11 protein-coding genes are annotated in these 13,571 nt (G+C 44.0%); 6 read left to right on the forward strand and 5 right to left on the reverse strand.

The window, feature by feature from the left end; translation table 11 throughout:
* Positions 1-25: 25 nt before the first annotated feature.
* Positions 26-2,221 carry a 4-alpha-glucanotransferase gene (malQ, locus tag AX660_RS05245; RefSeq protein WP_068373535.1) on the reverse strand — a complete coding sequence of 732 codons (2,196 nt, stop codon included), beginning with the start codon at positions 2,219-2,221 and terminating at the stop codon, positions 26-28.
* 203 nt (positions 2,222-2,424) lie between these two features.
* On the opposite strand from malQ, the gene gap reads away from it, so the two are divergent.
* Positions 2,425-3,420, forward strand: coding sequence for a type I glyceraldehyde-3-phosphate dehydrogenase (gene gap, locus AX660_RS05250; RefSeq protein ID WP_068373538.1), 996 nt, complete (start codon positions 2,425-2,427; stop codon positions 3,418-3,420).
* Positions 3,421-3,512: 92 nt separating this feature from the next.
* A complete protein-coding gene (locus AX660_RS05255) occupies positions 3,513-4,370 on the forward strand; it encodes a D-hexose-6-phosphate mutarotase (protein WP_068373542.1) in 858 nt (285 codons plus the stop codon).
* Between the two features lie 10 nt (positions 4,371-4,380).
* Here the strand turns inward: AX660_RS05255 and AX660_RS05260 are convergent, their stop codons facing one another.
* From AX660_RS05260 to AX660_RS05275, 4 genes are all read right to left on the reverse strand, one after another.
* Complete coding sequence (locus AX660_RS05260; RefSeq protein ID WP_162266406.1) at positions 4,381-5,832, reverse strand: diguanylate cyclase; 1,452 nt, start codon at positions 5,830-5,832, stop codon at positions 4,381-4,383.
* A gap of 190 nt (positions 5,833-6,022) precedes the next feature.
* The gene (kynU, locus tag AX660_RS05265) at positions 6,023-7,258 is read right to left on the reverse strand and encodes a kynureninase (protein WP_068375227.1); all 1,236 of its coding nucleotides are present in this window, start codon (positions 7,256-7,258) and stop codon (positions 6,023-6,025) included.
* Positions 7,258-8,118, reverse strand: coding sequence for an alpha/beta hydrolase (locus tag AX660_RS05270; RefSeq protein WP_068373548.1), 861 nt, complete (start codon positions 8,116-8,118; stop codon positions 7,258-7,260). The genes kynU and AX660_RS05270 overlap by 1 nt, the downstream gene beginning before the upstream one ends.
* Before the next feature lie 24 nt (positions 8,119-8,142).
* Positions 8,143-9,345: a thiolase family protein gene (locus AX660_RS05275; protein WP_068373551.1), complete on the reverse strand. Its 1,203-nt coding sequence runs from the start codon at positions 9,343-9,345 to the stop codon at positions 8,143-8,145.
* Positions 9,346-9,564: 219 nt separating this feature from the next.
* On the opposite strand from AX660_RS05275, the gene AX660_RS05280 reads away from it, so the two are divergent.
* Genes AX660_RS05280 through AX660_RS05295 form a run of 4 tightly spaced genes read left to right on the forward strand, consistent with a single transcriptional unit; the run spans position 9,565 to position 13,570 of the window.
* On the forward strand, positions 9,565-9,960 hold the full coding sequence (locus AX660_RS05280; protein ID WP_068373554.1) for a MerR family transcriptional regulator: 396 nt from the start codon (positions 9,565-9,567) through the stop codon (positions 9,958-9,960).
* On the forward strand, positions 9,957-11,126 hold the full coding sequence (locus AX660_RS05285; RefSeq protein ID WP_068373557.1) for an isovaleryl-CoA dehydrogenase: 1,170 nt from the start codon (positions 9,957-9,959) through the stop codon (positions 11,124-11,126). Before AX660_RS05280 ends, AX660_RS05285 begins: the two co-directional genes overlap by 4 nt.
* An 11-nt stretch (positions 11,127-11,137) precedes the next feature.
* Positions 11,138-12,745 (forward strand): carboxyl transferase domain-containing protein, encoded by a 1,608-nt coding sequence (locus AX660_RS05290; RefSeq protein WP_068373560.1) that lies wholly within the window; start codon positions 11,138-11,140, stop codon positions 12,743-12,745.
* A 27-nt stretch (positions 12,746-12,772) separates the two neighbouring features.
* Positions 12,773-13,570 carry an enoyl-CoA hydratase/isomerase family protein gene (locus tag AX660_RS05295; protein ID WP_068373563.1) on the forward strand — a complete coding sequence of 266 codons (798 nt, stop codon included), beginning with the start codon at positions 12,773-12,775 and terminating at the stop codon, positions 13,568-13,570.
* Position 13,571 lies beyond the last annotated feature (1 nt).

The following is a 13,571-nucleotide window of genomic DNA, read 5'->3' on the forward strand; positions in this document are numbered from 1 at the left end:
GAACGAACCGCTATTTAATTTCACATTATTGAGAGGCGTTTTTTCTTGCCTCTGTTAGACCCAAAGCTAGCTCATTTAGCACCGGATCACTAAAAACATCCTGTAGATTTTGAGTCAGTTTACGTTGCCAGTTAGGATATTCCTTAAAAGTACCTGGAATATTAACGGGTTTATCCATCTGTAACCAATCTTCCAGTTGCAAACTTAATAATTCACTGGAACCACCAGCCATATGCAACTGCATGCCAAAATTAAGGGCTTTGCTCATGGCCACAAAATTAACATCATGACCTACTTCATCACCTACTGAATGATGCCCGTGCAAGGTATCCAATATAGCTTGTTTATTCTCATGACGGCTATCGTATAAGCTTGCTAAAATTTCTGCGGTTGGGTAGAGCCCCAATTCCTTACCTAACTCTAAATCATCACAGTGCCAATAACCGCTTAATGTTGGCATATCGTGAGTGGTTAAGGTTGACATAGATTGAGTTGGATAATGGCTCGGTGAATAAAAGCCACCATCTTTGGCCTGTTCAAAAAAGAACACTCGATAAGAATAAACGCCATTGTCTGCCAACTTGTCACGTATCTCATCTGGTACAGTACCCAAATCTTCGCCAATTACCAAACTTTGATTTTTGTGACTTTCTAAAGCCAAGATAGCGAGTAAATCATCCACTGGATAATAAACATAACCTCCTTGTTTCGCGCTGTCCCCCTTAACCACCCACCACAAACGTAATAAGGCCATGACGTGATCTATCCGTAAGGCACCCGTGGCGCGCATGTTGGCGCTGAACAAGTCGATAATAGGTTGGTATTGCTGGGTATAGAGTTTTTCTGGATCCATCGGGGGTAAACCCCAGTTTTGCCCAAGAGGCCCCAAAATATCGGGTGGCGCACCTACGCTAGCATTGGTGCAGTATAAGTCTTTGTTGCCCCAAATTTCAGCACTGCCTTCACTCACACCTACGGCTAAGTCGCGGTACAAACCGATACACATATTATTTGCCACAGCCACTTCATTAACTGCTGCTAATTGCAACGCGGCCTGCCATTGCAACCACAAAAAGAATTTAACCCGTTTGGCATTTTTCTTGGTAAAGGTTGCCACCGCTGGTTTGTGGAAATCAGATAGCTCGTGTGGAAACACCGGCCAGCCCCAAGCAGGTTTGCCTTGTGCAGCAAGACTTTCTTGTAAGGCATCATATACCGCTAGAGTTTGTAGACTTTCGCCCCCCTCTTCGATAAAGACTTTAAATGCTTTGTTTTGTTTAGTGTTTTTACTTAAATACTGAGTATTTTGATAGTCAAATATGCTGCTTAAAGCCTGCAGTTTCAAAAAAGTGACAGTGGCATAATCAACTAGTTCAGATTGGCGAGCCGCCTGTAATTCTTGTTGGAATCCTGGTGCATTGACAAGTTGTTGAGTTGTTTCTGTCTGATAGCCATGTAAATTAGTTACATCAATATAGATAAAATTTAACCAGCGACGTGACGACGGACCATAAGGACTACAAGCCTCAGGATTAGCTGGGTATAAAGCATGGATAGGATTTAATCCTACAAAATGTGCACCTTGTTTGGCGACTTTCTCAACCAAATAAGCTAAGTCCGAAAAATCACCTACGCCCCAGTTAGTCTCACTGCGCAAACAATAAAGCTGCACACTCAAGCCCCATACTTTATTACCACTGAGTAAAGTTTGGGGTTTGTAACAAGATAAAGGCGCCATAATCACCCGCATACTCGCCAGTTCATCACCGTCAATTTGCAATGCCAGTTGATGATACCCCAAGGGTAAATTCAAAGGTAATTCGAGCAAGTATTCCTGAAACTCAACGCCATCAATATCCGCCACATTGATTAACTGCCCATCGGTAGGCACTAGGCTATGAGAAAGTGACTCACCTTGTTCGATAGTCAGCACACAAGTAAAACTATCATTTACCAGCTCTATTGGCAGGCGCAGCGCCACTTGAAAGGTTTCGCCCTGACGCAATACTTGCACCGGATTGAGCGGAGTCAACCAAACTTTCTTGGCATCATCTTCAACCTGGCTCTGTAATTTATCCAGATCATCCACTTCATAACCCATAACACTCAGTAACTTATTTTTTGTGCTGGGGGCAATAGTCGCAGGTTTGCCCCATGCGTCAGTGTAGTGGGATTCAATTCCGCGATATTCAACTAGATGATCTATTAGCGATGGGGCCATTAACGTATTATTCCTGTAAATTTTACTCAATTTTCAACGATTTATTATCAGCTAAAAAGTGCAATAGTCGAAAATGAATACGTTTGCAGAAGCAAAACTGTAATTAAATAACAATTCTAAGTGAATATTTTGCCTTATCTGGTCAAATAGTCCATAATTTTGTAATTATCTTTCACCGACTAAAAGTGTAGAGGACTTTAAATATGACAATCAAAGTAGGCATTAATGGATTTGGCCGTATCGGCCGTTTTGTATTTCGCGCAGCATGCGAACGCACAGATATAGAAGTAGTTGGCATCAACGATTTATTAGATGCTGAATACATGGCTTATATGTTGAAATATGACTCAACTCATGGTCGTTTTAATGGCAGCGTTTCTGTTGCAAACGGTCAACTTGTCGTCAATGGTAAAACCATTCGTGTCAGCGCAGAGCGCGATCCAGCTAACTTAGCTTGGGATAAAATTGGCGCTGACGTAGTCGTTGAATCAACAGGTTTGTTTTTAGATGACGCCACAGCCCGTAAACACATTGAAGCCGGTGCCAAAAAAGTTGTTCTATCTGCTCCGTCTAAAGATGACACTCCAATGTTTGTTATGGGTGTAAACCACGCTAGTTATGCAGGTCAAGACATCGTTTCTAATGCCTCTTGTACCACTAACTGTTTGGCGCCTTTAGCTAAAGTATTACACGATAACTTTGGCATTGTTGATGGTTTAATGACCACAGTACATGCGATGACAGCAACCCAAAAAACCGTTGATGGTCCTTCTGCAAAAGACTGGCGCGGTGGTCGTGGTGCTTCACAAAATATTATTCCTTCTTCTACTGGCGCCGCTAAAGCAGTAGGTAAAGTAATTCCTGCGCTTAACGGTAAATTAACTGGTATGGCTTTCCGTGTACCAACGGCTGACGTTTCAGTAGTTGATTTAACAGTTAACCTAGCTAAACCAGCCACTTACGCACAAATCTGTGCGGTAATGAAAGCCGCTGCTGAGGGCGAGCTGAAAGGCATTATGGGTTACACCGAAGATGCCGTGGTATCACAAGATTTTATTGGTGATAAACGCACGTCTATCTTTGATGCGACCGCTGGCATTGCCTTAACAGATACGTTTGTGAAAGTGGTTTCTTGGTATGACAATGAAATTGGCTATTCAAACAAAGTTTTAGATTTAGTTGCTCATATCAGCAAATAACACTCAATTCACGGTTAAACCTTAAGTTTAATTGTGTTAAAAAGGCGATTGTTCTGTTTCAGACAATCGCCTTTTGACGTTTAAGGACATCCATGTTGCTTTCATCTTCTTGTTCCATTATCACCCGCGATAATATCCAACTGCTACGTATTGATAATGCTTTTGCAATAGCCGAAATTTCTCTGTTTGGCGGCCAGTTACTGAGTTTTATTCCCAGACAGGATCAACGAGAGCGGATCTGGTTAAGCCAAGCGGCGTCCTTAGATGGCAAACAAGCCATTCGCGGCGGTGTACCGGTTTGCTGGCCTTGGTTTGGTGATCACGCTATTAAACGTCAGCAACCAAACAACAATGACTTTCCAGCTCATGGTTATGTGCGCACTCAACAATGGCAAATTATCAACACGGTTGATAATGCATCTGGCAGCCAAGTGACATTAAAACCTCAATCTAGTTTAGGCGCCGGATTTGCTGGTAAGGCAGAACTAACACTAATTGTGGATGTCGGTAAACACTGTTCGCTGCAATTACTCACAACTAATACAGGTGATGAAAGCTTTACATATCGCTGCGCTTTGCATACCTATTTTGCTGTTAATAATGTCAATGACTGCGCAGTCTCGGGTTTAAGTGGGAAGTACTTAGACAAAACTCGTGGAATGCAAGAATTTAGTACTCCACAGTCCTATCGTTTTAGTGAAGAAACCGACAGGGTGCATTTAAGTCAGCCCGCGCTGGTAAAGATTGAAAATGGCAATGAGCCTATCGAAGTTCACTCTACAGGCCATGACAGCATAGTGGTGTGGAATCCTTGGCAGGCAAAATCCATAGCCATGAAAGATATGCAAGATGAAGGTTATTTAAGTATGTTGTGTGTTGAAACTGCTATCACCCAAGGTCAGGTAGTGGCTGTGGGTGAAACCCATGTATTACAACAGATTATTGTTTAAGGCTTGTTGCTTAAACGCTGTCAAGTTTCTCACTTTCCGTTTTTTCTGTTAATTCCACACAGGAGGCGTGAATACGGTCACGGCCGGTATTTTTGGCAGCATACAAAGCTTTGTCGGTGCGATCAAACCAATCGACAAAGCTTTCAGGTCCAAGATATTCAGCCACGCCAAAACTACAGGTCATGCGGCCAACTTCAGTAAACTCATGTTGGCGGATCTGATTTTTCAAACGTTTGGCTAAATAAATAGCCTCACCTAAGGTCGTTTTTGGACACAGCACAATAAATTCTTCTCCGCCCCAACGAGCCGCGACATCCATATTCCTAATGGTAGAGCAAATTAACGTTGCGAGTTCCACCAACACCGCATCACCTGCCGAATGGCCAAATTGATCATTCACTGCTTTAAAAAAGTCGATATCGATTAATAACAAACAGACTGGCAAGTTTTTGCGCTGACTGACTTGTTTTTCTTGGGCCGCCCTATCCTGCATAAAATGCCGGTTGTACATATTGGTTAAAGGATCCCTTACCGACATAAACTCTAGGCGTTGGTTGTTTTCTAATAACTCTTTTTGTAAGGTCTGAAGCTGCTGGTTTTTTAAGGTCAGTTTTTTATTGTAGCGACTCACAAGCAACTGACGCCACACGCCTAAAATTATGATGCAAAGAAAAACACTAGTGGCTATCCAGAAATAACGATAGTCAACTTCCTCAATCACCCTAACGTTATTCCACTGTTTATAAATATCCGCATGCACCCATTCAGGCAACTCACTTATGGCGACGTTCAATTTATTGAGTAACTCAATATCGTCGTTAGATACAGCCATACTAAGTTGATCTTGAGGCTCAGCTAATCCAGCAATACGCAAATTAGAAAATCCACTTTTTTGGATCAAGGCATTCACTGACAATAACGAGCCCACAAACAAGTCAATGTCTCCATCAGCGAGCAAACGTAAACCTGCCAATTCATTTTCAACCAATTTAAGATTGATATGGGGATAATAGTTATCTATGTATTCAGCTTGACGATATTGCGCAACAGCCCCTACGACTTGTGTACCAATATTTTCATAACCTTGAAAAAACGCTTGTTCAACATTAGACACCAACACATTGGGGCCGACAAAAAACGGCTGGGTAAAACGCAAATACCGTTCTCGCTCAGGGCTACGGTTTAACATACTGGCGACCTGGCATTCGCCACTTTTAAGTTTTTCAAGGCTTTCTGACCAGCTCTTGGTTTTAACTAATTGAAAATCAAGCTCCGCTAATACCCCAATATAAATGATGTAATCAGATGACATGCCAACATGTTGATTGTTGCGAATAGCCTCATAGGGCATCCAATCTGGATCGATGCAGTACGTCACAGTTGGATAAGCGAATTCTTCAGAAGTAGCAGTTGAGGCATTGGCAGCCAAGACGTGTGGCGAAAAAATGACTAACTGACACATAAAGAGTACTAAACAGATAGGAGTATATAGCTTTGTGCTAACAGAAATAGAACGCTTAATGATCATATCTCCTTATAACTTACCTATTAATAATTGCTTACAATTTACCACTATGAGATATCAATTTAGCTTAATTTTCAATCAGTTGATTCATTTTTTTGACTTTAGATTAGTTTTTTACCCCATTAAGTTACGTTACTTTATTTAACTGATTGTATTTTGTTTCATGATAGATCTCGTTATGCACAATATCTTGCAAATGCTCCACCGCATTCCAAATATCAACATAGGAAGTATACAAAGGGGTGAACCCCACTCGTAATACATCCGGCGCTCTAAAATCACAAATAATGTTTCGCGCGATTAAAGCCTGACAAATAGCAAACGCATGGACATGTGTATAAGACACCTGACTACCACGATCTTCGTTACGTAGTGGAGAGATAAGAGTGAGTTTATTTGTTAAGTGAGCTTGTGCAACTAAGCCGATATACAGCTGTGCCAACTTACACGATTTATCTCTCACCACACACATATCAACACCATCAAACACTTCTAGTGCAGCATCTAATACACTCATCGATACAATTGAAGGAGTACCACATAAAAAACGTAACATGCCTTGCCCAGGTTGATATTGTGGTGAAAAATCAAAGGGCTTGGCATGGCCCATCCAACCACTGAGTGGTTGTTTTGCTATGGCTTGATGACGCTCGGCGACATACACAAAAGCTGGCGCGCCTGGCCCACCATTCAAATATTTATAACCACAGCCAACGGCAAAATCCACTTCACACTTATCCAATTCAATAGGTAAAGCCCCTGCGCTATGGGCCAAATCCCAAATGACTAAAATACCTTGCTGGTGCGCCAACTGGGTTATGAGTTGCATATCATGCATATACCCCGTTCTGAAGTTAACTTGAGTTAATAACAATACAGCCACATCTGCAGTCAAAGCTTCAACTATGTTGTCCCCCCCTTGCAGCCGTAACTCACATTGCTGCTGGCCAAGCAGCTCTGCCAAACCCTGTACCATATACAGATCAGTTGGAAAGTTGTCCTGCTGGGACAATACCACCGTGCGACCCTTTTGCATGTTTAAAGCACTACATAACAATTTGAATAAGTTCACCGAGATAGAATCACAACAAATAACTTGTCCGGCAGCGGCTCCAATTAAAGATGCTATTTTTTCGCCTGTCTGCGCAGGCAGATCAATCCAATGGTGAGTGTTCCAGCTCTTAATTAAATCTTGCCCCCACTGCTGCTCGATCACTTCTCTTGTACGATTTTTTGCGCGTATTGGTAAGGCGCCTAAAGAATTGCCATCCAAATAAATACAATCTGCAGGCAGGGAAAATTGTTTTTTTCTGTCAGCCAGCGGGTCGTTTAAATCTAAGGCTTGTACGTCTTGAAATGTGATCATTGAGTGGCTGTATCTAATTGAAATGCTGTTTTTAATTCAAGCAGTAGGGTTTGAAATGCAGGGCTACCTGGATGAACCCAATCAAAATGCCCCGCCCCTTGTTGCATAACAAGCGGTACTTTTAAAGCCGTCGCTTGAGTGACTGGCACTATGTTGTCTGCATCGCCTTGCAACAAAACAGTGTGTTTATGCAGTGGCTGGGTGATGGGATTAGCTTGCAGATATTGTTCAGGTAACTCGCTCACACTTCCCCCCATAAACCCTTTGCTTGCTTGCTGACAATTATTTTGCCCACGAGAGTATTCTGCAAGGTCAGTAATCGCGGCTAAACCAATAACGCCTCGTAGCTCTGCTATTTTACCGCCTGCCAATAAGGCTAAATGTCCACCAGCAGAATGGCCAATTACTACCGTATTTTCAAAATAGAATGACTTAGGCGCATAAGACGTAAGGCGCTGAATGCCTGCTTCCACATCATTTAAACTACCCGGCCAACCACCACCCGCATCACCGGTGCGGCGGTATTCCAGCGACCAAACGGCATAACCCGCTTGTGCCAAAGCCGTGCTTAAAGCATAAGTGTGTTTGATATCATAAGCATTAAGCCAACAACCGCCATGTACTAATACCACCAGCTTTGATTCACGAGCAAAGGGTCCCTTGGCAAACCAGATACTCGCGGTTTGCAAAGGATCAGCGCCATAACTCACAGTGTCGTCAGGCATAGCGTATTCCAAGGCGGTGACAGCAGAATAGGCAACATTACTTTTAACCGCTACATACTCGACAGGCACTGCCGCCAATGGATTAATGCTCTGGCCAACCATAAGTAACATACCTAATATCAAACGTTGCATAACTTACCTAGGCTTCAATTTTGTTTAACACATTTCTACCGCAATCGCTGTCGCTTCGCCACCACCAATACAGATAGCCGCAATGCCTTTGGACAAATTTTGATACTTAAGGGCATGTAACAACGTTACCAAAATACGGGCACCCGATGCGCCAATTGGATGACCTAAGGCACAAGCGCCACCGTTGATATTGACCTTAGCAGGATCCAACTCCAGCTTATTAATGGCTAACATGGTAACCATGGCAAAGGCCTCGTTGATTTCAAAAAGATCCACTTCCTCTTTGTTCCAGCCCGTTTTAGTCAGTAGCTTTTGCATGGCGCCAACCGGAGCCACCGTAAAGTTTTCAGGCTCAATGGCGTGAGAGCTATGTGCAACTAAGCGCGCAAGAGGCTTTAAACCAAGCTCAGTTGCACGCTGCGCAGACATCACTAACAAGGCTGCTGCACCATCTGAAATAGAACTAGAATTAGCGGCCGTTACAGTACCATCTTTGGTAAAGGCTGGTTTTAGACTAGGAATTTTTTCGGGTTTGGCGCTTTTGGGGCCATCATCATCACTTACGAGTATGTCACCCTGGCGGGTACTAACGGTAAGCGTACAGATTTCCGCACTAAAAGCACCGCTTGCTGTCGCTTCATTGGCTTTGCTTAAACTACTTAAAGCAAAGTCATCCATTTGTTTACGATCAATACCTTCTGCATCAGCGGTGGCCTGAGCAAAACAGCCCATAGCTTTACCATCATAGGCATTTTCAAGGCCATCTAACATCATGTGATCTAGTACTTGGCCGTGCCCCATGCGATAACCAGCACGAGCTTTAGGTAAAAGATAAGGTGCATTACTCATGCTTTCCATACCACCAGCAAGTACACTTTGCACTGAGCCAGCGCTGATTAGATCATGGGCCAACATCACTGCTTTCATACCTGAACCGCAAACTTTGTTGATGGTAATCACACCACTACTCAGAGGTAAACCTGCGGCGATGGCAGCTTGGCGTGCTGGAGACTGGCCCAATCCCGCCGGTAGTACACAGCCCATGATGACCTCATCAACAGATTGGTTTACTGCAACCAACTGAGCATCGTCACTCGTTGCACTACTCAGAGTGGCTTTTAATACTTCCGCCCCCAAAGTCGTGGCGGAGAGTGCGGATAAAGACCCCATAAACCCACCCATAGGTGTGCGTTTAGCGGCTACGATGACAACTGAATTATTTGACATAATGTTTCCTCAACTTTCGGGATCGAATCTCGAATACCCATATTTTAATTACTCTAGACCTGCAGTGTATAGGAAATTGCACACTTTATAATGCCCCAGTTTGCACAAGTTAAACCCACAACTTGACCTAAACAGAGGCATACTTTACCTTTACTTTCACTTTACGTAAACGTAAAGTGAATTTACAATTTTATTACTTCTATACATGCTCGAGTAGAAATGACTAAACAAACTTTTAGCATTGGCGAACTGGCCAAAACCCTGGATATCACCCCTCGTTCGATTCGATTTTACGAAGAACAAGGTTTACTCAATCCCGATCGCCAAGGTCAAAATCGTATTTATGGCAAAAAAGATAAAGTACGTTTAAAGCTGATTTTACGCGGAAAACGACTAGGCTTTTCTTTAGCCGAAACAAAAACACTATTCGACTTATATGACAGCCATCAAAACTCACGAGTCCAACTTGAAGCCATGTTGTTAATGACCGAGCAAAAACGTCAGCACATGTTGCAACAGTTAGAAGACATTCAAATGTTAATGAATGAATTAGACGAAGTTGAAAGTCGCTGTAAAGAAGAATTAGCCGCCTTAACTCAAGGAAAATCAGCATGAACTTACCCTACCCTAGCTTAAATTTTGCGCTTGGTGAAGATATCGATATGTTGCGTGAGCACGTTTATCACTTTGCCAAAAATGAAATCGCGCCCCTTGCCGAACAAGCGGATAAAGACAATGCTTTTCCTAATACATTGTGGCCCAAGTTAGGTGAGATGGGTTTGTTAGGGGTGACGGTAGCTGAGCAATACGGTGGCTCGAATATGGGTTATTTAGCCCATGTGGTGGCGATGGAAGAAGTCAGCCGCGCCTCTGCCGGTGTAGGTTTGAGTTACGGTGCCCACTCCAATTTATGCGTAAATCAAATCCATAAAAATGGCACTGAGGCACAAAAACAAAAGTATTTACCTAAGCTTGTCAGTGGCGAACATATTGGCGCCCTAGCCATGAGTGAACCTAACGCGGGTTCTGATGTGGTCAGCATGAAACTTCACGCTGATAAACAGGGGGAGCATTATGTCCTTAACGGCAACAAAATGTGGATCACCAATGGCCCAGATGCCCATACCTTTGTGGTCTATGCCAAAACCGATGTGAGTGCCGGAGCCAAAGGCATGACGGCTTTTATTGTCGAGCGTGGTACTCCGGGTTTTAGTCAGGCGCAAAAACTCGACAAACTCGGCATGCGCTCATCCAACACTTGTGAATTAGTGTTTATTGACTGCAAAGTGCCAGCTGAAAATATTCTTGGCCAAGAAGGTGGCGGCGTTAAAGTATTAATGAGCGGGCTGGATTATGAGCGAGTGGTGTTATCCGGCGGACCATTAGGCATCATGCAAGCCTGTATGGATTTGGTAGTGCCATATATTCACGACCGCAAACAGTTTGGTCAATCGATTGGCGAATTCCAATTGGTGCAGGGTAAAGTTGCGGATATGTATACCCAGATGAACGCCGCTAGAGCTTATGTTTATGCGGTAGCCAGAGCCTGTGACCGTGGTGAAACTGCCCGTAAAGATGCGGCCGGTGCTATCCTCTATTCCGCCGAGTTGGCCACTAAAATGGCTCTGGATGCCATTCAGTTGTTAGGTGGCAATGGTTATATCAACGAGTTTCCAGCTGGACGTTTATTACGCGACGCCAAACTCTATGAAATTGGTGCCGGCACCTCAGAAATTCGCCGCATGTTGATCGGCCGTGAATTATTTAAAGAATCTGCTTAAGGTAAACTCAGATGCCAACATTAATTTCTAAAATAAATGTTAAAAGTCAGGACTTTGCCGACAATGCTGCACATATGCAAAGTCAGGTTGATGATCTTAAAAGTAAGATAGCTGAAATCAAGTTGGGTGGTGGCGAGAAAGCCAATCAACGTCATACCGCACGTGGCAAGCTCCTACCCCGAGAACGGATCAATCAATTACTTGATCCTGGCTCAGCCTTCTTAGAATTATCACAACTCGCCGCCTATGAAGTATACGAAGAAGCTGTTCCGGCGGCAGGCGTGATTGCGGGTATTGGCCGAGTATCCGGCGTTGAGTGCATCATAGTGGCCAATGATGCCACGGTAAAAGGTGGTACTTATTACCCACTAACGGTGAAAAAACACTTACGTGCACAAACCATCGCCGAGCAAAACAACTTGCCTTGTATCTATTTAGTGGACTCGGGCGGTGCTAACTTACCCAGACAAGATGAAGTGTTTCCAGATCGAGAGCACTTTGGTCGCATATTTTTTAATCAAGCCAATTTATCCGCACAAAACATTCCGCAAATCGCGGTAGTCATGGGCTCCTGTACTGCTGGCGGGGCTTATGTGCCTGCCATGGCAGACGAGTCCATTATTGTTAAAAATCAGGCGACGATCTTTTTAGGTGGTCCACCGTTGGTTAAAGCCGCCACCGGCGAAGTGGTCACCGCCGAAGAGCTTGGCGGAGGTGATGTACATTGCCGTACCTCAGGAGTGGTTGATCATCTTGCCAATAATGACCATCACGCCTTACAAATTGCTCGTGATGCCATCGCTCGACTCAATCGCCATAAAAAAATTGATATGGATATTCGTGAGCCGGTTGCGCCAGCCTATGCCAGTGAAGAAATTTACGGTTTGATCCCCAAAGATACCCGCAAATCTTATGATGTCAGAGAAGTGATAGCCCGCGTGGTGGATGCCTCAGAATTTGATGAATTTAAAGCCCTCTATGGCACTACGCTTATCTGCGGATTTGCGCGTATTTTTGGTTATCCCGTTGGCATAGTGGCCAATAATGGCATTTTGTTTTCAGAGTCGGCGCAAAAAGGCGCACACTTTATTGAGCTCTGCGCACAGCGCAAAATCCCCCTAGTGTTTTTACAAAACATCACTGGTTTTATGGTCGGTAAACAATACGAAGCCGGTGGCATCGCTAAACATGGCGCTAAAATGGTGACGGCTGTGGCTTGTGCCAAAGTGCCTAAATTTACGATTTTGATTGGTGGCAGTTTTGGTGCGGGTAATTACGGCATGTGTGGCCGAGCTTACGATCCGCGCTTTTTGTTTATGTGGCCCAATGCGCGAATTTCAGTGATGGGCGGCGAACAAGCCGCTGGTGTACTAGCGCAAGTTAAACGTGAACAAAAAGAACGTGCCAAAGAAGACTGGAGCAAAGAGGCTGAACAAGCGTTTAAACAACCCATTATTGATACCTACGAAACTCAAGGCCACCCGTATTTTGCTTCTGCCAGATTGTGGGATGACGGCGTAATCGACCCAGCCGATACCCGCGAAGTACTTGGTCTATGTATTTCCGCCAGTTTAAACAAACCTATCGAGGATACCCGTTTTGGCATCTTTAGAATGTAAAAAGCAGAATGTAGGGAGCAGAACGTAATGAATAACGATTATAAAGGTCTGTTACTCGCCATTGATGAGCAAGGTATTGCCACAGTGACCCTCAACCGTCCTGACATACATAACGCTTTTGACGCGGCTTTGATTAGCACCTTGACCACAGTATTTAAACGTCTGGATCAAGACGAAACAGTGCGTGGGGTGATATTAGCCGCCAATGGCAAAAGTTTTAGCGCGGGGGCTGATCTTAACTGGATGCAGGCCATGGCTAATTATAGTTTTGACGAAAACCTCGCCGACGCTAAATCACTGGCCGAGATGCTGGCGATTTTAAATAACTTAAGCAAACCCACTATTGCTCGCGTGCAAGGTGCCGCCTTTGGTGGCGCAGTTGGACTGATAGCCTGTTGTGATATGGCAGTTGGTAGCAGGTTAAGTAAGTTTTGTTTGAGCGAAGTCAAAATTGGTTTAGTGCCTGCCACCATTAGTCCCTATGTGATTGATGCCATAGGTGCAAGAGCAGCCCGACGTTACTTTGCTACAGCAGAGGTATTTTCAGCGCGCCGTGCGAGACGTTTAGGTTTATTAAGTGAAGCGGTTACCGAAGAAGAACTCGATAGCACTATCGCTGCCCTTATCGAGCATATTCTGCGTAACTCACCTAAAGCAGTTAGTGCAGCAAAAAAACTGATTTTTAAGGTGCAAAACCGGGTTATTGATGCTGATTTGATCCATCTGACCTGCGAAGAAATTGCCCACATTCGTGTCTCATCAGAAGGGCAAGAAGGCCTGCAAGCCTTTTTACAAAAACGCCCCGCTAACTGGATTAAGGGCTAAC

It is taken from the genome of Paraglaciecola hydrolytica (genome assembly GCF_001565895.1).
Taxonomy (GTDB): domain Bacteria; phylum Pseudomonadota; class Gammaproteobacteria; order Enterobacterales; family Alteromonadaceae; genus Paraglaciecola; species Paraglaciecola hydrolytica.

What these genes read in the sequence shown, in the direction of transcription:
- malQ (WP_068373535.1), bottom strand. Translation starts at nt 2,221, where the DNA reads ATGGCCCCATCGCTAATAGATCATCTAGTTGAATATCGCGGAATTGAA.
- gap (WP_068373538.1), top strand. Translation starts at nt 2,425, where the DNA reads ATGACAATCAAAGTAGGCATTAATGGATTTGGCCGTATCGGCCGTTTT.
- AX660_RS05255 (WP_068373542.1), top strand. Translation starts at nt 3,513, where the DNA reads ATGTTGCTTTCATCTTCTTGTTCCATTATCACCCGCGATAATATCCAA.
- AX660_RS05260 (WP_162266406.1), bottom strand. Translation starts at nt 5,832, where the DNA reads ATGTGTCAGTTAGTCATTTTTTCGCCACACGTCTTGGCTGCCAATGCC.
- AX660_RS05270 (WP_068373548.1), bottom strand. Translation starts at nt 8,118, where the DNA reads ATGCAACGTTTGATATTAGGTATGTTACTTATGGTTGGCCAGAGCATT.
- AX660_RS05275 (WP_068373551.1), bottom strand. Translation starts at nt 9,345, where the DNA reads ATGTCAAATAATTCAGTTGTCATCGTAGCCGCTAAACGCACACCTATG.
- AX660_RS05280 (WP_068373554.1), top strand. Translation starts at nt 9,565, where the DNA reads ATGACTAAACAAACTTTTAGCATTGGCGAACTGGCCAAAACCCTGGAT.
- AX660_RS05285 (WP_068373557.1), top strand. Translation starts at nt 9,957, where the DNA reads ATGAACTTACCCTACCCTAGCTTAAATTTTGCGCTTGGTGAAGATATC.
- AX660_RS05290 (WP_068373560.1), top strand. Translation starts at nt 11,138, where the DNA reads ATGCCAACATTAATTTCTAAAATAAATGTTAAAAGTCAGGACTTTGCC.
- AX660_RS05295 (WP_068373563.1), top strand. Translation starts at nt 12,773, where the DNA reads ATGAATAACGATTATAAAGGTCTGTTACTCGCCATTGATGAGCAAGGT.